Source organism: Pseudomonas sp. Pseusp49 (assembly GCF_059491875.1).
Map to the genome: position 1 here is coordinate 3609214 of NZ_CP168514.1, position 21607 is coordinate 3630820.

The following is a 21607-nucleotide window of genomic DNA, read 5'->3' on the forward strand; positions in this document are numbered from 1 at the left end:
CTTGCAACTTTCATCTCTATCTTCAATCAGCCTTTTCAGCGCCAAGGTCGAGACATGACGTCAAATCAGCCACTGCCGGATTTTATCGGCCAATCTTCCCGCCTGCTCGTCCCAACGACACCTGCCAACGGGCGCTGGATGCTGTTCGCCCTGGTTCTGGCGTTCATAGCGTTCTACTTGCTGCCGCTGATGAGCCACGGCCTGTGGATTCCCGACGAAACCCGTTATGCGCAGATCAGCCAGGAAATGCTGCAGAGCGGAAACTGGATCTCGCCGCACTTCATGGGCCTTCGTTATTTCGAGAAGCCGATTGCCGGGTACTGGATGATTGCCATCGGTCAGGCGGTGTTTGGCGACAACTTGTTCGGGGTGCGCATAGCGTCAGCGCTGAGCACCGGGTCGAGCGTGTGGCTGACCTGGCTGATTGCCCGCCGGTTCTGGGGCGATCCGCGCAAAAGCTTTGCTTGCGCGCTGCTTTACATGAGCTTCGGGCTGATTGCCGGCCAGGCCGGGTACGCCAACCTCGATCCGCAGTTCACCCTGTGGGTCAACCTGAGCCTGGTCTCCCTGTGGTTTGCCATCGACAGTCGCACCACCCGTGCCCGGATGGGTGCCTGGACGGTCCTGGGCATCGCCTGCGGCATGGGGTTCATGACCAAGGGCTTCCTGGCCTGGCTGCTGCCGGCGGTGATCGCCCTGCCCTACATGCTCTGGCAGCGTCGTATTGGCGAGCTGTTGCGTTACGGGCCACTGGCTGTTGTGGTCGCCGCGGCTGTCTGCCTGCCCTGGGCACTGGCCATTCATCATCAAGAACCGGATTTCTGGAATTTCTTCTTCTGGAACGAGCACGTACGCCGCTTCGCCGCCGACAACGCGCAACACGCCCGTCCGTGGTGGTTCTACCTGCCGATGCTGGTCGTTTCCACCCTGCCCTGGGCTGCGTTGTTACCAGCAACCTTCATCCAGGCCTGGAACAACAAGCGTCAGCCCGTCAGCGGTTTTCTCCTGCTCTGGTTGTTGTTGCCATTGGCGATTTTCAGCATGAGCAGCGGTAAATTGCCGACTTACATCATGCCGTGCCTGTTGCCGCTGGCGCTGCTGATGGGAGATGCCCTGACCCGCCTGCTGCAACAGGCATGGGCACGGACGATTCGCCTCAACGGATGGCTCAACGTCGTCATTGCCACGACGGCCCTGACGGCCTTGCTGTACCTGCAACTGAGCAAAGAAATATTCGAAAACACCGAGATGTTCAGCCTGTCCCTGGCGTTCATCGTGCTGCTGGGCTGGATCATCGCCAATGCCCTGCAAATCCTGCGGCCATTGACGTTATGGGCGATGCCGGCCCTCGGCATCTGGCTGCTGGTGGCACTGCTACCCGCCGCCATGCCGGGCCAGATCGTCGACAGCAAGATGCCCGACCAGTTTATCTCCGAACACCTGGACAGCCTGAACCAGACCACCACGCTGCTGAGCAACGACCTGGGGGCAGCCTCGGCCCTGTCGTGGCTGACCGGCCGACCGGAGATAGCGCTTTACAACGTCATCGGTGAAATGAAATACGGCCTGCAGGATCCTGCTGCCGCCTCGCGCAAGGTGACCCTGCAAGATGTCGGGCAATGGATGACCGAGGCGCGCAAGAAAGGCTCGGTCGGGGTGGTGATGCGGGTCAACAGCGTCGATGAGGTTCAGGAGGTCGAGGCGCTACCTGCCGACGGCACGCGTTATCAGCGTGGCAACCTGCAGGTCCTGATCTTCCCGCCAATCCAGCCCTGACAGGCAGGCCAGAAAAAGCACCACAAGGCCTGCGCCCTACGCCCCCCCCCCCGGTTGGGCCGTTGACGAAGAGTTGAAGCGGGTGGCCCCGTTCCCCGGCACACCGGCAATCACCGAGCTATCCTTTCGCAACCCCGATAAACGCCACGCGGGGCCAGCAGCAACTGGCTTCAGGGGAGTGAAAAAAGGCCGTCGGGGCAGCGTCACATTCTGATCGACGACATCGTTTGATCGACGAGTCGAGCCACAGTGGGCACACTGCTGCTAATCTGAATGAAAATTACATGTATTAACGGTTTTTTTGACGTTATTTTCTCATTTGGATCTCTACATTCCCTGCAATTCCAGACATGCAAATGATTCGCATTGGTTAACTGGCGTTTCAATGCACATGACTTTCAAAAAATGCACCAGGAGCAGCCCGCAGAATGATTCCCAAAATCCCTTCGTTCTTGAAAAAAGCCCTGCTGGCCACCGCTTTGCTGAGCGCTGGCCAGGCCTATGCCGCTGACTCCGTCGGCCTCGTGGTGTACAACGCGCAACACGAAGGCCTGACCAAGGCCTGGGTCGAGGGCTTTACCCAGGAAACCGGTATCCCGGTCACCTTGCGCAATGGCGATGACACCGAAATGGGCAATCAGATCGTGCAGGAAGGCGCGGCCTCTCCGGCCGATGTATTCCTGACCGAAAACTCCCCGGCCATGGTGCTGGTCGACAACGCCGGGCTGTTCGCGCCTGTCGATAAAGCCACGCTGGAGCAGGTTGACCCGGCCTACCGTCCGGCCCACGGCAAATGGGTCGGGATCGCCGCACGCTCCACGGTGTTTGTGTACAACCCGAGCAAACTCTCGGAAACCAACCTGCCGAAATCGATCATGGACCTGGCCGACCCAAGCTGGAAAGGCCGTTGGGCCGCGTCGCCAGGCGGTGCTGACTTCCAGGCCATCGTCGCCGCCATCCTGCAACAAAAGGGCGAAGCCGCCACGCTGGAATGGCTCAAGGGGATGAAAACCAACTACACCAGCTACCGTGGCAACAGCGCGGTACTCAAGGCAGTGAATGCCGGGCAGATCGAAAGCGGCGTGATCTACCACTACTACAGCCTGGTGGATCAGTCCAAGACCGGGGAAAACAGCAAGAACACCGCCCTGCACTACTTCAAGCACAAGGACCCGGGCGCTTTTGTCAGCATCTCCGGCGGCGGCGTCCTCGCTTCCAGCAAACACAAGGAACAAGCCCAGGCGTTCCTCAAATACATTACCGGCAAGGACGGCCAGGCTGTACTGAAGAACGGCAAGTCGTTTGAATACGCCGTCGGCAAAGGCGCTGAATCCAACCCTAAACTTGTGCCTCTGAATCAACTCGATGCGCCAACTGTCGATGCTTCAAAACTCGACAGCAAAAAAGCCGTAGAGCTGATGACACAGGCCGGACTGCTCTAATTGATGCCTGAAACCCTGCCTGCGGAAGTCGCCGAGGCGACTCCCGCACAATTGCGTCGACGATCCCGCGGACTGTTTGCCGGGCGTGGCGGTGTATGGGTGATCGGTTTGTCGGTGCTGGTTTCGTTACTGGCACTGCTACCGATCGCTTATGTTATCGGCGTGTCCCTGCAAACAGGCTGGTCAACCGCCGTAGCCCTGGTGTTCCGCCCTCGGGTCGGTGAACTGCTGGTCAACACCGTATTGCTGGTACTGCTGACGATTCCCTTGTGCGTGGCGCTGGGCGTGACGCTGGCATGGCTGACCGAACGCACGAATCTGCCGGGGCGGCGCTGGTGGTCGTTGCTGGCCACCGCACCGCTGGCAGTGCCTGCGTTCGTTCACAGCTACGCCTGGGTCAGCCTGGTGCCACCGATTCACGGCTTGTTTGCCGGCGTCCTGGTCTCGGTCATCGCCTACTTCCCGTTCCTGTATTTGCCGGTGGCGGCCACGTTGCGTCGGCTCGACCCGGCCATCGAAGACGTCGCCGAGTCCATGGGGCTCAAACCCTGGAAAGTGTTTTTCCGTGTGGTATTGCCGCAATTGCGCCTGGCGATCTGCGGCGGCGCGTTGCTGGTCGGCCTGCACCTGCTGGCAGAATATGGCCTGTACGCCATGATCCGCTTCGACACCTTTACCACCGCGATCTTCGATCAGTTCAAATCGACCTTCAACGGCGCAGCGGCGCACATGCTGGCCAGTGTGCTGGCGTTGTGTTGCCTGGCCATGTTGACGGCCGAGTCCGCCGCCCGGGGTTCGGCACGTTACGCTCGCGTCGGCTCGGGGAGCGCCCGGGAGCAACGGGTCGTGTGCCTGAAACCGGCATCCACCCTGCTCTCGTTGACGCTGCAAATCGTGACCTGTGCCCTGGCCCTGGGCGTGCCCTTGATCACCTTGGGCAAATGGCTGATCGCCGGCGGCGTGGAGGTCTGGGACACGAGCGAGTTGTTGCCTGCTTTGGAGCAAACCCTGCTGCTCGGCGTCGCCGGTGCAGCGCTGACAACGTTAGCGGCGATCCCGATTGCCTGGCTGTCGATCCGCTACCCCGGCCGAATGCAACGCGTGCTGGAAAGCTGCAACTACATCACCAGCTCCTTGCCCGGAATTATCGTGGCGTTGGCCCTGGTCACCGTCACGATCCATTTTGCCCGGCCGATTTACCAGACCACCTTCACCGTGTTGCTGGCGTACCTGCTGATGTTCTTGCCCCGCGCCCTGGTCAGCCTGCGCGCCGGCATTGCCCAGGCCCCGGTGGAATTGGAGAACATTGCCCGCAGCCTCGGTCGTTCGCCGGCACGGGCACTGTGGCTGATCACCTTGCGCCTGGCCGCTCCCGGAGCCGCCGCCGGTGCGGCGCTGGTGTTCCTGGCGATCACCAACGAATTGACCGCTACCCTGCTGCTGGCCCCGAACGGCACGCGCACCCTGGCCACCGGATTCTGGGCCATGACCAGCGAAATCGATTACGCTGCCGCGGCGCCCTACGCCTTATTGATGGTTGTGCTGTCGCTGCCGCTGACCGGACTTCTTTATCACCAATCGAAAAAAACGGCTGGCCGATGAACACTCTTGAACTCAATGCCCTCTACAAGTCCTATGGCGCCCATTGCGCGCTGGACAACGTCAGCCTGTCGGTGCCAAGCGGCAGCCGCACGGTCATCGTCGGCCCGTCCGGCTCCGGCAAGACCACCTTGCTGCGAATGATTGCCGGCTTCGAATTCCCCGATTCCGGACGTCTTTCGCTCAATGGCCAGACCCTGGTCGACGGTACCCACGAAGTGCCGGCCCATCAACGCCTGATCGGCTACGTGCCGCAGGACGGCGCGCTGTTTCCGCACATGACCGTGGCGGCGAACATCGGCTTCGGCTTGTCGACCAAGGGTTCTGAAAAACAACAGCGCGTCGCCGAACTGATGGACAGCGTGGCGCTGGACGCGAAGATGGCCGAGCGCTGGCCTCACGAATTGTCCGGTGGCCAGCAACAGCGCGTGGCACTGGCCCGGGCATTGGCACAACAGCCACGGCTGATGCTGCTGGACGAACCGTTCTCGGCGCTCGATACCGGATTGCGCGCGGCGATGCGCAAGATGGTCGCGCGGCTGCTGGAAGACGCGGGCGTCACCACCATTCTGGTCACCCATGACCAGAGTGAAGCCCTGTCGTTCGCCGACCAGCTGGCAGTGATGCGCCAGGGCCGACTGGTACAGTCAGGGCATCCGCTGGACCTTTACCGCTATCCCGAAGACGAACAGACCGCCCTGTTCCTGGGGGATGCGGTGGTGATGCCGGCACGCATCGAGGCCGGTTGGGCTCATTGCGACCTGGGACGGATCCCGGTCAACAACCACCGCAACAACAACTCGGCGCAGATCATGCTGCGCCCCGAACAGCTGCAATTGGCCAGCATCCACCCCGGCGACCCGGAAGCCGGTGGCTGCCGGGCCGTGGTCACCGATCGGGATTTCAGCGGCAACACTTGCACGCTGACGGTCGAACTCCAGTCATTGACCAGCGACGAGCAACCGGGGCGCTCACTGCTGGTGCGCAGTTCCGGCATGTACGCACCACCCGCCGGCAGCGCAGTTCAGGTCTCGACCATTGGCCACGCCCACGTGTTGAGCGAGCTGTAAGGGTTCACAGGTCGAATCGATCCACTGCCCGACGCCGCTCGTTGTCGTCGCGCACGTCGTAGTTGGCCGTGGTCTGGATGTTGCTGTGGTGCGCCAGTTTCTGCGCAATCGACAAGTCATGCTCTTCGATCACCCGGGTAATGAATGAACGCCGGAAGTCGTGGGGCATGATTTTCACCCCGACCTGCGCGCCCCGTTGCCGGGCGATGTAGTAGATCGCATGTTTGGTGATGCGCTCACGGGTGATGTGGCTGCCACGGCGGATGCGATTGAACAGAAACGGATCGTCCGGCTCGCCTTCCTTGAGCAGGGAGCGGCGCAATTCAAGCCAGGCTTGCAGTTTGGCGAAGGCCCAGGCCGGCGCGTACTTGATCAACTGCTTGTTGCCCTTGGCGGTCACCTGCAGGCTGCGCTGGGTGAAGTCGACCTGATTCAACTCCAGGTTCACCGATTCGGACTTGCGCATTCCCGAGCCGTACAAAATCCCGATGATCGCGGCATCCCGCAAGCCTTGTGGCCGTGGATCGGCGGCGCAGACCGCCATCAGTTCCTGGATCAGCGTACGCCTGAGGTTGCGTCCCTGGGACAGCCGTGTACCGGCGATGCCCTTCACCGAGCGCATCTTCAACAGGTGCTCCTGAGAGATCAGGCTCATGCGCCACGCTTCGTTCATCACCCCGCGCACCGCGTTGACATACAGTGAAGACGTGTTCGGCGCATAGCCATCTGAACGCAATGTAGCCACCAGTGCGATCACGTCTTCGGGCTGCAGGTTGTGCCAGGGTATCTCTTCGATATCGCAGTCTTCGAAGCCCAGGCGGTCGGCGGCGTCCTGCAGCACATAGCGCATGGTCAGCTGGCTGGAGGGTGCCAGTCGCGCCAGATACAGGGTCAGCGGATTGGTCAGGGGCGTGCGAGAATCAGTTACAGGTAAGTCAATCAAACGAAACGGCCTTGAATGTAAACAGTTCAATGAAGCAACTAAGAAGAGAAATAACGATGATGTAAAAGACGCTACAACTGTAGGACCTTTCCTAAAATTCACGATAAACGGAAGAAGTCTGAACAGCGGCTTAATGGCCTTCAGATAAAATGATTCCCCAACCGTTTTTTCATGTTCCTTTCACAAAATCGGGCATAACCTTCTATAAAGTCGGCGCAACCCGAATGGACGTCCAACCTGCCGCCCACGGCGAAAAAAGTCAACCGATGCAGTTTTTTACCGCCAACCGGTAACTAGTTGATTTGATGCAAATTCTGTTTTAGCGTCTAAGCTGATTTTTGGATCCCTTTTAGCCTCAAAGGCTATTTACGTTTTCAGCCCCAGAGGTGCCCATGAGTCAGGCGTTTCTCCCTTTTTCCCGTCCCAGTATCGGTGACGAAGAAATCGCCGCCGTCGAGCAAGTATTGCGTTCCGGGTGGATCACTACCGGGCCGAAGAACCAGGCACTGGAAGAACACTTTGCCAACTACGTTGGTTGCCGACATGCCGTGGCACTGTCCTCGGCCACTGGCGGCATGCATATCACCCTCCTGGCATTGGGCATCGGGCCCGGCGATGAAGTGATTACACCGTCGCAGACCTGGGTCTCCACCGCCAACATGATCACCCTGCTGGGTGCCACACCGGTATTCGTCGACGTCGACCGCGACACGCTGATGACCGACGTGGCCATGATTGAAGCTGCGATCACGCCGCGCACCAAAGCCATCATCCCGGTGCATTACGCCGGTGCGGCATTCGATCTCGATCCGCTTTACGCCCTGGCCGACAAACACGGCATTGCCGTGATCGAAGACGCCGCCCACGCCGCAGGCACGCTCTACAAAGGTCGTCACGTCGGCGCCAAAGGCACGGCCATCTTCTCGTTCCACGCAATCAAGAACATGACCTGCGCCGAAGGCGCCATGTTCGTCAGCGACGATGAAGCCCTGGCCTCGCGGGTACGCATGCTCAAGTTTCACGGGCTGGGGGTCGATGCCTACGACCGCCTGACCCACGGCCGCAAGCCCCAGGCCCAAGTGGTCGAGCCCGGATTCAAGTACAACCTGGCCGACATCAACGCGGCCATCGCCCTGGTGCAACTCGAACGCCTGGACGAGATCAACGCCAAGCGCACTCAACTGGCCCAGGCCTACTTGCAGCGCCTGGAAGGTCTGCCGGTGCAACCGCTGGCCGTCCCCGCTTATTCGCAACAACACGCCTGGCACCTGTTCATCCTGCGTATTGATGCCGACCAGTGCGGGCTGGATCGCGAAGCGTTCATGAAAGCCCTCCAGGAGCAGAATATCGGCACCGGCATTCACTTCATTGCCACTCACCTGCACACCTACTACCGCCAGCGCTACCCCAACCTGTACCTGCCCAACACCGAATGGAATTCGGCACGGCTGTGTTCGATCCCGTTGTTCCCCGACATGACCACCGATGATGTCCAGCGCGTCGTCGGCGCCATTGAAAACTGCATGGATAGAAGCCTTTGAGACCTTACCCAATCAACTTCGTGTCGATCGTCATTCCGGTCTACAACGAACAGGACAGCCTGCCGGAGTTGCTTCGTCGCACCGAAGCAGCCTGCCAACAGTTGCACCATGCCTACGAAATCGTACTGGTCGACGACGGCAGCCGCGACGACTCCGCACAGATCCTGGAAGACGCCGCGTCCCGCGAAGGCAGCCCGGTGGTGGCCGTCATCCTCAACCGCAACTACGGCCAGCACGCGGCGATCATGGCCGGTTTCGAACAGTGCAAGGGCGATGTCGTCATCACCCTCGATGCCGACCTGCAAAACCCGCCCGAAGAAATCCCGCGGCTGATCGAACAGGCCGAGCTGGGTTATGACGTCGTCGCGACGGTGCGCAACAACCGCCAGGACTCGGCGTTGCGCCGCTGGCCATCAAAGTTGATCAACCTCGCCGTGCAACGCTCCACCGGCGTGGCCATGAGCGACTACGGCTGCATGCTGCGCGCCTACCGACGCACCATCGTCGATGCCATGCTCGCCTGCCGTGAACGCAGCACCTTCATTCCGATCCTGGCCAACAGCTTTGCCCGCCACACCACGGAAATCCTCGTGACCCACGCCGAGCGTGAACACGGCGATTCCAAGTACAGCCCGATGCGCCTGATCAACCTGATGTTCGATCTGGTCACCTGCATGACCACCACGCCCCTGCGACTGCTGAGCATCGTCGGCGTCGGCATGGCGGCCCTGGGCATGCTGTTCGCCATCGCCCTGGTCCTGCTGCGCCTGGTGTTCGGCGCCGGCTGGGCCGGTGGCGGTACCTTCGTACTGTTCGCCGTACTGTTCGTCTTCACCGGTGGGCAATTCATCGGCATGGGTCTGTTGGGTGAATACCTGGGCCGCATGTACAGCGATGTGCGCGCACGCCCGCGCTTCTTCATTGAAAAGGTGCTGCGCAGCCAGCCCGCCTCCCCTGCTTCCGTTGTCACCGTCGACGGCCTTACTTCCACTTCTTCAGATCAGGTTCCTTCATGAGTGCAAAAGCTGTTGTCTTCGCCTATCACGATATTGGCTGTGCCGGCATCGAATCCCTGCTCTCCTCGGGTTTCGAGATCGCTGCGGTGTTCACCCACGCCGACGATCCGAAGGAGAACGCCTTCTACGGCTCCGTCGCGCAGCTGTGCGCCCGCCACGGCATTGCCGTGCATGCACCGGAGGACGCCAACCATCCGTTGTGGATCGAACGTATCGCCAAGCTCGATCCCGACTACATTTTCTCGTTCTACTACCGCAACCTGCTGAGCGAGCCGCTGCTGGCCACGGCGCGCAAAGGCGCGTTCAACCTGCACGGTTCGCTGCTGCCGCGCTACCGTGGTCGCGCACCGGCCAACTGGGTGCTGGTCAACGGCGAAACCGAAACCGGCGTGACCCTGCACCGCATGGTCAAGCGTGCCGATGCCGGCGCTATCGTTGCCCAGCAAAAAGTCGCGATCGAGCGCAGCGACACGGCGCTGAGCCTGCACGGAAAACTGCGCACGGCGGCTGCCGATCTGTTGCGCGATACGTTGCCGGCGCTGCTGCAAGGCAAAGTCAGCGAAACACCACAGGACGAATCCAAGGCTACGGTGTTCGGCCGTCGCACGCCGGCTGACGGTAAACTGGTCTGGGCCAAGCCGGCCGAAGAACTGTTCAACCTGGTGCGCGCCGTGACCCAGCCGTACCCGGGCGCCTTCTGCGCGGTAGGCGAGCACAAGCTGATTGTCTGGAGCGCCGAAGTCGCCAAGGGCAACGAAGGCCAGGCGCCGGGCCGTGTGATCAGCGTCGATCCGCTGCGCATCGCCTGCGGTCAAGACTCGCTGATCATCAACGCCGGCCAGCGCAACGACAACGGCCTGTACCTGAGCGGTCCGCAACTGGCCAATGAACTGGGCCTGGTGGACGGTTCCGTGCTGCGCGGTGCCGAATCCGGTCGTGCCCCGCGTCGCACCCGCGTGCTGATCCTCGGCGTCAACGGCTTCATCGGCAACCACTTGTCCGAGCGCCTGCTGCGCGACGACCGCTACGAAGTCTACGGCCTGGACATCGGTTCGGACGCCATCGATCGCCTGCGCAGCCACCCGAACTTCCACTTCGTCGAAGGCGACATCAGCATCCACTCCGAGTGGATCGAATACCACATCAAGAAGTGCGACGTGGTGCTGCCGCTCGTGGCCATCGCCACGCCAATCGAATACACCCGCAACCCGCTTCGTGTGTTCGAACTGGACTTCGAAGAGAACCTGAAACTGGTTCGCTACTGCGTCAAGTACAACAAACGCGTGATCTTTCCGTCGACCTCGGAAGTCTATGGCATGTGCCAGGACCCGAACTTCGACGAAGACAGCTCCAACCTGGTGGTCGGACCGATCAACAAGCAGCGCTGGATCTACTCGGTCTCCAAGCAATTGCTCGACCGCGTCATCTGGGCCTACGGCCAGAAGGGCCTGAACTTCACCCTGTTCCGTCCATTCAACTGGATGGGCCCACGTCTGGACCGCCTGGATTCGGCCCGTATTGGCAGCTCCCGCGCCATTACCCAGCTGATCCTGAACCTGGTGGAAGGCACGCCGATTCGCCTGTTCGACGGTGGCGAGCAAAAACGCTGCTTCACCGACATCGCCGACGGTGTGGAAGCCCTGGCACGGATCATCGACAACGACAACGATGTCTGCAACGGCCAGATCATCAACATCGGTAACCCGGACAACGAAGCCAGCATCCGTCAGCTGGGCGAAGAGCTGCTGCGCCAGTTCGAAGCTCACCCGCTGCGCGCCAACTTCCCTCCGTTCGCCGGCTTCCGCGATATCGAGAGCAAGGCGTTCTACGGCACCGGTTACCAGGACGTGTCCCATCGCAAACCGAGCATCGCCAACGCCAAGCGCCTGCTGGACTGGACGCCGACTGTGGAGATGAGCGAAACCATCGGCAACACGCTGGACTTCTTCCTGCGTGAGGCCATGCTCGAAATCGCGGACAAGCGTTGATGCAGGCGGGACTGCGGATTGATGTCGACACCTACCGAGGCACCCGTGAAGGGGTGCCCCGGTTGCTGGAAATCCTTGATGAAGCACAGGTCAAGGCGACGTTCTTCTTCAGTGTCGGGCCGGACAACATGGGGCGCCATTTGTGGCGCCTCATCCGTCCACAGTTTCTCTGGAAAATGCTTCGCTCCAATGCAGCCGGCCTGTATGGCTGGGACATTCTGCTGGCGGGCACCGCATGGCCCGGAAAACCGATCGGCCGCGACCTGGGGCACTTGATGCGTCAGGCCCGGGACGCCGGGCATGAAGTCGGCCTGCACGCCTGGGACCACCACGGCTGGCAAGCCAATGCCGGGCGTTGGAGCGATGCACAACTGGTCGAACAGATACGCCGTGGCGTGGACACCCTCAGCGACATTCTCGGGGCAAAGATCACCTGCTCGGCCTCCGCCGGCTGGCGTGCCGACGAGCGTGTGATCGAGGCCAAGCAAGGGTTCGGCTTTCGCTACAACAGCGATTGCCGTGGCCAGAGCCTGTTCCAGCCGCGATTGGCCAATGGTTGCCTGGGCGCACCGCAAATTCCGGTGGACCTGCCGACCTTCGACGAGGTGGTCGGACCGAGCGTCGCCGCCAAGGACTTCAACAGGTTCATCCTGGACCGGTTCACTCCGGAAAAACTCAATGTCTACACGATCCATGCCGAGGTAGAAGGGATTCTGATGGCCAACGATTTCCGTCAACTGCTGAGCGATGCGCGTCAGCGGGACATCCGTTTTCAACCCCTGGGCGACTTGTTGCCCCAGGCCCCTGACAGTCTGCCGGTCGGCCGCGTGGTACGCGGTGCGCTCGAAGGTCGCGAAGGCTGGCTGGGAGTGCAAGGCGCATGAGCAAACGCTGGGCTTTGCCGTTGTTGTTGGCCATGGTGGCGCTGGCGTACCTGCTGCCACTGGGCAGTCATGGCTTGTGGATTCCCGACGAAACCCGCTATGCGCAGATCAGTCAGGGCATGCTCCTGAGCGGCAACTGGGTATCGCCGCACTTCATGGACGTACGCTATTTTGAAAAACCGGCGGCCGGCTACTGGATGATTGCCCTCGGGCAGGCGTTGTTCGGCCAGAACCTTTTCGGGGTGCGCTTCGCTTCTGCCCTGAGCACCGGCTTGAGCGTGCTGCTGTGCTACCTGATCGCCCGCCGCCTGTGGAACGAACCGCGCAAGAGTTTCGCCTGCGCCTTGCTCTACATGAGCTTTACGGTCATCGCCGGGCAGGCCGGGTACGCCAACCTCGATCCGCAATTCACCTTCTGGGTCAACCTCAGCCTGGTCGCCTTGTGGTTTGCGCTGGACAGCGTCGGCCGCCGTCAACGGCTGGTGGCGTGGGCGGTGCTGGGCCTGGCCTGTGGCATGGGTTTCCTCACCAAGGGTTTCCTGGCCTGGTTGCTGCCCGTGTTGATCGCCCTGCCCTGGGTAATCTGGCAAAAGCGCTGGCGTGAACTGCTGGTCTATGGCCCGGTGGCGGTCGTGGTCGCCATCGCCGTCAGCCTGCCATGGGCACTGGCCGTGCACGCCCAGGAGCCCGATTACTGGCGGTTTTTCTTCTGGCACGAACACATCCGCCGCTTTGCCGGGGACGACGCCCAGCATAACGCGCCCTGGTGGTACTACCTGCCGTTGCTGGTGGCGTTCAGCATGCCGTGGGTTGCCTTGCTGCCGCCCGCGCTCAAGCAAGCCTGGCAGACCCGGCGCCAGTCCAGCATCGGGTTCCTGCTGCTGTGGTTATGGATGCCGTTGATCTTCTTCAGCCTCAGCAAAGGCAAACTGCCGGCCTACATCCTGCCGTGCCTGTTACCCCTGGCCTTGTTGCTCGGCCATGCGCTGGCTGACCGGTTGAAGCTCGAACAAGGCCGCGTGCTGGGCATCAACGGCCTGCTGAACCTGGTGGTGGGCGTGGTGACCCTGCTGGCCCTGGTTTACGTGCAACTGAAAAAGCCGATCTACGATCATGAACTGCACAACCTGGTGTTGGTGTTCATCGGCTTGATCGGCTGGATCATGGCCAACCTGCTGCAAGCCTTCCGCCCATTGCAGTGCTGGGCCGCCCCGGCCTTTGGCAGCCTGCTGTTCGCCGGTCTGTTGCCTGCCGGTCTGCCCAATTCCGTGGTCGCCAATAAAACACCTGACCAGTTCATCCTCGATCACGCCCAGGAACTGGGCCAGAGCGTCAAATTGCTGAGCAACGACCTGGGCGCCGCTTCGGCGCTGTCCTGGCGGATGAAACGGCCGCAAGTGGCTTTTTTCAACACGATAGGCGAATTGAAATATGGCCTTGCCTATCCTGACTCGCTTAAGCAGCGCGTCGACCCGGACCAGGTGCAACAGTGGATGCAGGATGCCCGCCAGCAAGGCTCGGTCGGTGTGGTCATGCGGGTCAAGGGTGAGGAAGAGCTGCGTGAACTCGAACAGTTGCCCAAAGAGGGCAAGCGCTATGAACAAGGCAACCTGGTGATTTTGATTATCCCGCAGGCGGCACCATGAGCCTGCTATTACTACTGGTGGCCTGCCTGCTGACCTGCCTGGGCCAGATCGCCCAGAAATATGCGGTGGAAAGCTGGCGCGGCAAACCTTCCGGGTGGATGGACAAACTGCGCTCGCCCTGGCTGTGGCTGGCTCTGGCTGCGTTGGGCCTGGGCCTGCTGGTATGGCTGCTGGTGCTGCAACGCCTGGAAGTCGGGGTTGCCTATCCGATGCTGAGCCTGAACTTCGTGCTGATCACCCTTGTTGCGCGTTTCGTGTTCCACGAAACCATCGACCGCCGACACTGGGTCGGTGTGGCATTGGTGATCGGTGGCGTGGCTCTGTTGGGGCAACACGCATGAACCGCAGGCGCGGCATCACCTTCGCCCTGGGCAGCGTGTTGCTGGTCAGTGCCGCCCAACTGGGCATGCGCTGGAGCATGAGTCACCTGCCATCGCCGGAACAGTGGCTCAGCGCACACATCGACCTCACAGCCATTGCCGTTGTGCTCGTGGCCATCCTCGCCTACGCCTTGTCGATGCTGTGCTGGCTCGCCACCCTGCGGGACCTGCCCCTGGGGCGTGCCTACTCGTTGCTGAGCATCAGCTACGCGCTGGTGTACCTGCTGGCCGCCAGCCTGCCGCTGTTCAGCGAAGCGTTCAGCCTTACAAAAAGCCTAGGCGTGGCATTGGTCATCCTCGGCGTCATTACCATCAATTCTCGACCTGCTCGTGCGCCCGAATTAAGGAGTGCCCCATGAAAATCAGTGTGTTTGGTAGCGGTTATGTTGGCCTGGTGCAGGCAGCGGTATTGGCGGAAGTCGGCCACGACGTGGTCTGCATGGACGTTGACGAGAAGAAAGTCGAACTGCTCCAACAGGGCCACGTGAGCATTTTCGAACCCGGCCTGGCCAGCCTGGTACGCGAAGGCCTTGACGCCAAGCGGTTGCAGTTCACCTGCGACGAAAAATTCGCCGTCCAGCACGGCCAGGTCCTGTTCATCGCCGTCGGTACTCCCTCCCGGGACGACGGCTCGGCGGACTTGCGCTACGTGATGTCGGTGGGCGAAGCCGTGGCGCGTCATCGCGAGCAGCCGGCGATCCTGGTGGAGAAATCCACCGTCCCGGTCGGCACCGGCGACGCCTTGCGTGCACACATCGACAAATGCCTGCTCAGCGTCGGGCGTGTATTGCAGTTCGATATCGTCTCCAACCCGGAGTTCCTGAAAGAAGGTTCTGCCGTGGCCGACTGCCGGCGCCCGGACCGTATCGTCATCGGCTGCGAACGCGATGAAGTGCGTGAGGTGATGCGTGACCTGTACTCGCCGTTCAACCGCAACCACGAACGCATCATGTTCATGGACCTGCGCAGCGCCGAGCTGACCAAATACGCCGCCAACTGCATGCTGGCGACCAAGATCAGCTTCATCAACCAGATCGCCGAACTGGCCGAACACCTGGGTGCAGACATCGAATCGGTACGCCTGGGCATCGGCGCCGACTCGCGTATCGGCTACCACTTCATCTACCCCGGTTGCGGCTACGGTGGCTCGTGCTTCCCCAAGGACATGCGCGCCCTGATCCACAGCGCCGAAGAGGCCCATTGCTCCAGCGACCTGCTGCAAGCGGTGGAAGCCATCAACGAGCGGCAAAAGCACAAGCTGTTCGAGCGCATCAACGCGTTCTACAAGGGCGACCTGCGTGGCAAGACCTTTGCCGTCTGGGGCCTGGCCTTCAAACCCAATACCGACGACATGCGCGACGCACCGAGCCGGGTATTGCTCGAATCGTTGTGGGCCGCCGGGGCGAATGTCCGTGCGTTCGATCCGGAAGCCATGCAGGAAACCCAGAAGCTGTACCCGGATGAGTCGAAACTGATGCTCATGGGGACGCCTGAGTCAGTCTTGTCCGGCGCCGATGCGCTGATCATCTGCACCGAATGGCAACAGTTCAAGGCACCGGACTTCGAGTTTATCCGCCAACGCCTCAACGCACCGGTGATCTTCGATGGCCGCAACCTGTTCGACGCGGACCGACTGGCGCGCATTGGCTTTACCTACTTCCCGATCGGTCGGGGTGAGTCGCGCAAATTGCCGATGCCTTACCAGCGATGGCTGACCGAATCAGTGGTCGCTTAAACGTCATGCTCCCCCACTTCCGCCGACAGTCCCTCGCGCTGGGTCTGTTGGCGCTGGTGTTGTTCTGCGCCGGGATGTACCAGCAGCCGGCCATCGGCTTCGATTCGCGCTTCGTGCTGTTCGCCCAGGAAATGCTGCGCAACGGACCGTCTTTTTTTCCGACGACCTACGGCCAGCCCTACGCAGACTATTCGGGTCTTTCAACGGTATTCATCTGGCTGCTTTCACTGCCGCTCGGCCAGGTCACCAGCCTGACCGCGTGGCTGCCGAGCGCCATCGCCGCAGCGGTCATCGTCACCTTGATGTACCGCCTGCTGGCCCCCTACTCCACGCGTTGGGCGCTGCTGAGCATCGCCCTGATGCTGTTGACCAACACCTTCATCACCGAAACCCGCGCAGTTTCCCTCGACCTGATGCTGGCGGCCGTCGCGTTCAGCGTGTTCTACCTGGGTTATGCCGCCGATCACTTCGCGGCACCGAGCCGCCGGGGCCTGATCTTTGCCTTGCTGATGCTGGGCTTCTGGATTCGCGGCCCCATCGGCCTGGTGATTCCTGCGGGGATGCTCTGCAGCTATTTTCTGGTCAATCGCCAATGGCGGCGGCTGTTTGTCTTCGGATTGCTGGCATCGGTGCTGTTGGCGGTGTGTGTCGGTCTGTTGCTGTGGCTGGCCGACGTCAGCGGCGGCCCGGCCTTCTTGCAGGACGTCATTCGCATGCAGTTCATGGGACGCATGGACGGCAGCGAAGGCTCCAACGATGTGTTGTATTACTTCACCAGCTCAATGGGCAACTACGCACTGGCCTGGCCGTTGGCAGTACTGGCATTGGTGGCGGTCGCAGCTTCCGGTCGACAACAGTCAGGCCCTGCATTGCGCCTGACGCTGTACTGCGCAGCCGCCGGGTTGATCGTGATGGTCGGCCTTTCCGTCCCGCAGGCCAAAAAGGCCCGTTACCTGCTGCCGATGCTGCCCATGGCGGCGATCATTGCGGCTTACCCGTTCTACGCCGTGCAGGGTCGGTTGTTCAGTTGGCTGCGCCTATTGATGCAGGGCTTATGGCTGCTGATCCCGGGGCTGCTGATCGTGACCTTGCTGGTGGTACAGCGCAGATTCCCCGAAGACGTCGCTCACCTCACTTCGTTGTTCATCATTCTCGGCGTGCTGCAAACAGTCGCCGTGGCAGCGTTGAAGCACCCCCGCTGGCGTGCACAGGTTCTCGCTCTTTGCGCGGTCCTGGCACTCTGGTCGTTATATATCCTGCAGTTCGAGCCCATCCAGCGACAGCTTTACGACACCCGGACCTTCAGCCACGAAGCGTTTGAACTCGTGCAAAAAGACCCTGCCCCCCTGGTGATGCACGCGATGGGCAAGGATGCCAAAGCCATCAAGTTCATGGTCAACATCAATCAAGGCCTGCAACCGGAGTTCACCGATTCCCCCCAGGAACTTGATGCCCTCGAGGGTCCGGCGTGGCTGATGATGGACCTGAACGTCTACAAGGCACTGCAAGGCACGGCTATCGGTGGCTTGCCACCCGTGTTGAGCGGGCGGTTCGACAAGAATGATTTCGTGCTGCTGCACCTCAAGTAAATCCCGTAGCAACGAGCGGGTGTCCGACTGCTAGAGTAGCGCTGACCTTGGGCTGATGCCGGCCCGATCGAATAAGGACATTCACGCCGTGACCCGTTACTCCCCCCTCATCCGCCGCCTGCTGATCTGCTCGCTGACCATCGTCGTCAGCCGCGCCATCACCAGCCCGTTACTCACGTTGTTCGTCAGCGACAAGCTTGGCCTCAACCAACAGGACGTTGGTCTGCTGCTCGGCATTGCGGTGTTCGTCGCCACCCTGCTCTCCCTCTACGGCGGCTACATCATCGATCGTTTCGAAAAACGCCGACTGCTTGTGCTGTCGATGGCCTCCAGCGCGGTCGGCCTGCTGTTGCTGACCTTTGCCGAAAACCTCTACCTGACCACGATCACCCTGATCGTCACCGAAACCGCCTCGGCGCTGTTCCTGATCGGTTCGAAAGCCATTCTCAGCGACAACCTGCCAGTAGGCCAGCGAGCCAAGGCGTTTTCCTTGAGCTATACGCTGACCAACATCGGCTACGCGGTCGGGCCGATGCTTGGCGTGCTGATTGCCGGTGCCTTTGCCAGTGCGCCATTCCTGATCGCGGCGGCCATCGCTTTTTTCAGTATTTTCCTGATGACCGGCATTCCCGCGGATCCGGCCAAGGCGCCTCTTGCCGGTCAGGCGCAGAGTTTTCTGAAAACCCTGATCACCCTGAAAAACGACCGCACCCTGATCATGTTCACCGCCGGTTGCCTGCTCAGCACCGTGGTGCACGGGCGATTTACCTTTTACCTGTCGCAGTACCTGCTGGTGACCAGTAATCCCCGGCACACCATGGAAATCATGGCCGCCCTGCTCGCCTGCAACGCCATCAGCGTGATCCTGTTGCAATACCAGGTCGGGCGTTTTCTCAAACGTGAACAATTGCGCCAGTGGATTGTGGCCGGCACCGGCCTGTTCATCCTCGGCCTGATCGGCTTCAGCCTGGCGGACAGCCTGGTGAGTTGGTGCGTGGCAATGTTCATTTTCACCCTGGGTGAAATGATCATTTACCCGGCCGAGTTTCTCTTTGTCGACACCCTGGCTCCGGAAGAACTGCGCGGCAGTTACTACGGTGCGCAAAACCTTGCGGCGCTTGGCGGCGCGGTGAGCCCGGTGATTTGCGGCTTCATGCTGATGCACAGCCCGGCGCCAACGATGTTTTATGCCTTGAGTGCACTCGCAGCGCTAGGCGGCCTGCTCTGCTACATGAGTGGCCGACGGGGCGACTTAAAGCAAAATTAATGCACTGAAAGCTCATTAATATGAATTTGTCAGTAGCTGGATTGAACGGCACACTGTGCCTGTTCCTCCCCCAACAGTGGGAACAGCTTCAAGGGCTTTCTGGGTTTCCCAGCTAAGCCCTTTTTTAGGCTCTTCACTGGCTTGTCACACGGTCCCTTGTAGGAGCTGGCTTGCCAGCGATGGTCGTTAACGATAACGCGTGTGAACTAGATAAACGCGGCGCACTTGAATCCATCGCCAGCAAGCTGGCTCCTACAGTTTCGGTGTGGGCACGGTCCCTTGTAGGAGCTGGCTTGCCAGCGATGGTTGTTAACGATTACGCGTGTGAACTGGATAAACGCGGCGCATTTGAATCCATCGCCAGCAAGCTGGCTCCTACAGTTCCCGCGATTGCGTGAAGAACTTTTTACCTCGATTTTTTCTGCCGGAGTTTTCTCGGAATGCTTGCCCGCTGGTTGCCTGTCGCCATCAACACCCGCCCCACCGAATGGAGCCGCGCCGCCACCGGCATGGCCTTGGGCACGCTGCTCAGCGTCTGGCTCTGTAGCCAGGTGTTTGGCATTGAGGTGGCCCAGCACCTGATCGGTCCGCTGGGGGCCTCGGCGGTGCTGTTGTTTGCCGTATCCTCGGGAGCGCTCGCACAGCCCTGGTCGATTCTGGGTGGCTACTTGTGCGCCGGGGTGATTGCGCTGCTGGTGGCCCATGTGTTGGGTCGAACCCTCGGGAGCGCCTGTCTGGCGGCGGGCATGGCGGTATTGCTGATGTGTTGGTTGCGCTGCCTGCATCCACCGGCCGGGGCGCTGGCCCTGACCCTGGTGCTGGCCGACCCGGTGACCATTGCCATGGATTGGAAAGCCATTGAGCCGGTCATGCTCAGCGCAGCGACGATGCTGTTCTGCGCCCTGGCCTACAACAATCTGACCCGCGTGCGTTACCCCAAGGGCGGCAGCGAACCGACCGTCATGATCCCGGCCGATCACCCGCCAGTCGACAGTCAGGCCATCACCGCCGAAGACCTGAAACTGGCGCTGGCGGACATGGAAGCCTTCTATGACGTCACGCCCGAGGACCTCGAACAGCTGATCCAGGCCAGCCAATTGCACGCCAAAGGCCGCAGCGTCGCCGAGGTGTTCGCCCCGCGTCCGTAAGCCCCTGTTCTGGAGGATCTTTTGCCGTGGCCGGGCGGTTCTGGCATCCTGCGCCTCCATTTTCTGACCCGGCCCGCCTTCTGGCACGCAAACCACCATGACCGCCTCCGAAAAAGCCCCCGCGCCACGTAACAATGACCTGATCTACGGCCTCGATGACCGTCCGCACCTGACCGCCACTGTCTTCGCCGCCCTGCAACACGTGCTGGCGAGTTTCGTCGGCATCATCACCCCGACGCTGATCATGGGCAGCGCCCTGGGCCTGCAAAGCGAAATTCCCTATCTGATCAGCATGGCGCTGTTCGTCTCGGGCCTGGGCACCTTCGTCCAGGCGCGGCGCTTCGGCCCGGTGGGTTCGGGCCTGTTGTGCCTGCAAGGCACCAGTTTCTCGTTCATCAGTGTGATTCTCAGCGCCGGCTTCATGGTCAAGGCCCGGGGCGGTGGTACCGACGAGATTCTCTCGACCATCTTCGGCGTGTGCTTTTTTGCCGCGTTCATTGAAGTGGTGTTGAGCCAGTTCATCGGCAAACTGCGCATGCTGATCACCCCGGTGGTGACCGGGACGATCATCACGCTGATGGGGTTGTCGCTGATCAAGGTGGCCATGACCGACATCGCCGGCGGCTTCGGTGCCCAGGACCTGGGGGCTGCCAGTCACCTGGCCCTGGCGGCGCTGGTGCTGGGAACCATCGTGGTGTTGAACCGGGTCGACGTGCCGTTTCTGCGCCTGGGGGCGATTGTCATCGGCCTGACCCTCGGTTACGGGGTGGCCTGGTTCATGGGCCAGGTGGATTTCAACAGCCTGCCCGACGTCCCGCTGATGAGCGTGCCGGTGCCTTTCAAGTACGGTTTTTCCTTCGATTGGGTGGCGTTCATTCCGGTGGCGGTGATCTTCCTCGTTTCGCCATTGGAGGCCGCCGGTGACCTCACGGCCAACTCGATGATTTCCCGGCAACCGGTCAAAGGCCCGGTGTACATACGCCGGATCAAGTCCGGCCTGCTCGCCGATGGCCTCAACTCGGCCATGGCCGCGGTGTTCAACAGCATGCCAATGGTGACCTTCGCCCAGAACAACGGGGTGATCCAGCTCACGGGCGTGGCCAGTCGTTACGTGGCGTTTTTCATTGCCGGTTTGCTGGTGGTGCTGGGCCTGTTCCCGATGATCGGCGCGGTACTGCAACTGATGCCCAAACCGGTACTGGGCGGCGCGGAGCTGGTGATGTTCGGCACCGTCGCCGTGGCCGGGATCAAGATTCTCGCCGAGGCCGGCCTGCATCGGCGCAACATGTTGATCGTGGCGATTTCCATCGGCATGGGCCTGGGGGTGGCCGCCGTGCCGGAAGTCTTGCGTGAACTGCCCAAGGCCCTGCACAACATTTTCGAATCGCCCATCACCGTCGGCGCGCTGTGCGCTATCGTTCTTAATATCTTCCTGCCTGAGGAGTTCATCGAGCTGGAAGAAGACGAATTCGATCCGGAGGCCTCCGTGCTTCAGGTGATGCAGAACCCCGATGTGACCACCAGGGATGAACCCGCAAAGGCTGCGGTGGTCGCACCGTAAAACCGCCGGACGGGCTCAGGGG

At 61.1% G+C, this 21607-nt stretch carries 17 protein-coding genes; 16 read left to right on the top strand and 1 reads right to left on the bottom strand.

The window, feature by feature from the left end:
- Positions 1–54: 54 nt before the first annotated feature.
- From arnT (ACEN83_RS16185) to ACEN83_RS16200, 4 genes are all read left to right on the top strand, one after another.
- Positions 55–1776: a lipid IV(A) 4-amino-4-deoxy-L-arabinosyltransferase gene (gene arnT / locus ACEN83_RS16185; protein WP_495577707.1), complete on the top strand. Its 1722-nt coding sequence runs from the start codon at positions 55–57 to the stop codon at positions 1774–1776.
- A 428-nt stretch (positions 1777–2204) separates the two neighbouring features.
- Positions 2205–3218, top strand: coding sequence for an iron ABC transporter substrate-binding protein (locus ACEN83_RS16190; protein WP_116579343.1), 1014 nt, complete (start codon positions 2205–2207; stop codon positions 3216–3218).
- Between the two features lie 3 nt (positions 3219–3221).
- Positions 3222–4820, top strand: coding sequence for an ABC transporter permease (locus tag ACEN83_RS16195; RefSeq protein ID WP_495577708.1), 1599 nt, complete (start codon positions 3222–3224; stop codon positions 4818–4820).
- A complete protein-coding gene (locus ACEN83_RS16200; RefSeq protein ID WP_495577709.1) occupies positions 4817–5887 on the top strand; it encodes an ABC transporter ATP-binding protein in 1071 nt (356 codons plus the stop codon). Before ACEN83_RS16195 ends, ACEN83_RS16200 begins: the two co-directional genes overlap by 4 nt.
- A gap of 4 nt (positions 5888–5891) precedes the next feature.
- Here the strand turns inward: ACEN83_RS16200 and ACEN83_RS16205 are convergent, their stop codons facing one another.
- Positions 5892–6830 carry a site-specific integrase gene (locus tag ACEN83_RS16205; protein WP_258681035.1) on the bottom strand — a complete coding sequence of 313 codons (939 nt, stop codon included), beginning with the start codon at positions 6828–6830 and terminating at the stop codon, positions 5892–5894.
- A 392-nt stretch (positions 6831–7222) separates the two neighbouring features.
- Here ACEN83_RS16205 and arnB point away from each other — a divergent pair, with 392 nt between their 5' ends.
- From arnB to ACEN83_RS16265, 12 genes are all read left to right on the top strand, one after another.
- Complete coding sequence (gene arnB / locus ACEN83_RS16210) at positions 7223–8371, top strand: UDP-4-amino-4-deoxy-L-arabinose aminotransferase (RefSeq protein WP_495577710.1); 1149 nt, start codon at positions 7223–7225, stop codon at positions 8369–8371.
- The gene (gene arnC / locus ACEN83_RS16215; RefSeq protein ID WP_007974303.1) at positions 8368–9387 is read left to right on the top strand and encodes an undecaprenyl-phosphate 4-deoxy-4-formamido-L-arabinose transferase; all 1020 of its coding nucleotides are present in this window, start codon (positions 8368–8370) and stop codon (positions 9385–9387) included. Before arnB ends, arnC begins: the two co-directional genes overlap by 4 nt.
- On the top strand, positions 9384–11375 hold the full coding sequence (arnA, locus tag ACEN83_RS16220; protein WP_495577711.1) for a bifunctional UDP-4-amino-4-deoxy-L-arabinose formyltransferase/UDP-glucuronic acid oxidase ArnA: 1992 nt from the start codon (positions 9384–9386) through the stop codon (positions 11373–11375). The genes arnC and arnA overlap by 4 nt, the downstream gene beginning before the upstream one ends.
- Positions 11375–12259, top strand: a complete 885-nt coding sequence (gene arnD / locus ACEN83_RS16225) for a 4-deoxy-4-formamido-L-arabinose-phosphoundecaprenol deformylase (RefSeq protein WP_116579338.1) — start codon at positions 11375–11377, stop codon at positions 12257–12259. The genes arnA and arnD overlap by 1 nt, the downstream gene beginning before the upstream one ends.
- Complete coding sequence (gene arnT, locus ACEN83_RS16230; RefSeq protein ID WP_495577712.1) at positions 12256–13905, top strand: lipid IV(A) 4-amino-4-deoxy-L-arabinosyltransferase; 1650 nt, start codon at positions 12256–12258, stop codon at positions 13903–13905. The genes arnD and arnT (ACEN83_RS16230) overlap by 4 nt, the downstream gene beginning before the upstream one ends.
- The gene (gene arnE / locus ACEN83_RS16235) at positions 13902–14246 is read left to right on the top strand and encodes a 4-amino-4-deoxy-L-arabinose-phosphoundecaprenol flippase subunit ArnE (RefSeq protein WP_116579336.1); all 345 of its coding nucleotides are present in this window, start codon (positions 13902–13904) and stop codon (positions 14244–14246) included. Before arnT (ACEN83_RS16230) ends, arnE begins: the two co-directional genes overlap by 4 nt.
- A complete protein-coding gene (arnF, locus tag ACEN83_RS16240) occupies positions 14243–14644 on the top strand; it encodes a 4-amino-4-deoxy-L-arabinose-phosphoundecaprenol flippase subunit ArnF (RefSeq protein ID WP_495577713.1) in 402 nt (133 codons plus the stop codon). The genes arnE and arnF overlap by 4 nt, the downstream gene beginning before the upstream one ends.
- The gene (locus ACEN83_RS16245) at positions 14641–16020 is read left to right on the top strand and encodes a UDP-glucose dehydrogenase family protein (RefSeq protein WP_495577714.1); all 1380 of its coding nucleotides are present in this window, start codon (positions 14641–14643) and stop codon (positions 16018–16020) included. Before arnF ends, ACEN83_RS16245 begins: the two co-directional genes overlap by 4 nt.
- 5 nt (positions 16021–16025) lie before the next feature.
- Positions 16026–17609, top strand: a complete 1584-nt coding sequence (locus ACEN83_RS16250; RefSeq protein ID WP_495577715.1) for an ArnT family glycosyltransferase — start codon at positions 16026–16028, stop codon at positions 17607–17609.
- A 55-nt stretch (positions 17610–17664) separates the two neighbouring features.
- Positions 17665–18876 carry an MFS transporter gene (locus ACEN83_RS16255; RefSeq protein WP_495577716.1) on the top strand — a complete coding sequence of 404 codons (1212 nt, stop codon included), beginning with the start codon at positions 17665–17667 and terminating at the stop codon, positions 18874–18876.
- A gap of 440 nt (positions 18877–19316) precedes the next feature.
- Positions 19317–20024 (top strand): HPP family protein, encoded by a 708-nt coding sequence (locus ACEN83_RS16260; RefSeq protein ID WP_495577717.1) that lies wholly within the window; start codon positions 19317–19319, stop codon positions 20022–20024.
- A gap of 97 nt (positions 20025–20121) precedes the next feature.
- The gene (locus ACEN83_RS16265) at positions 20122–21585 is read left to right on the top strand and encodes a nucleobase:cation symporter-2 family protein (RefSeq protein ID WP_429382325.1); all 1464 of its coding nucleotides are present in this window, start codon (positions 20122–20124) and stop codon (positions 21583–21585) included.
- Positions 21586–21607: the final 22 nt, after the last annotated feature.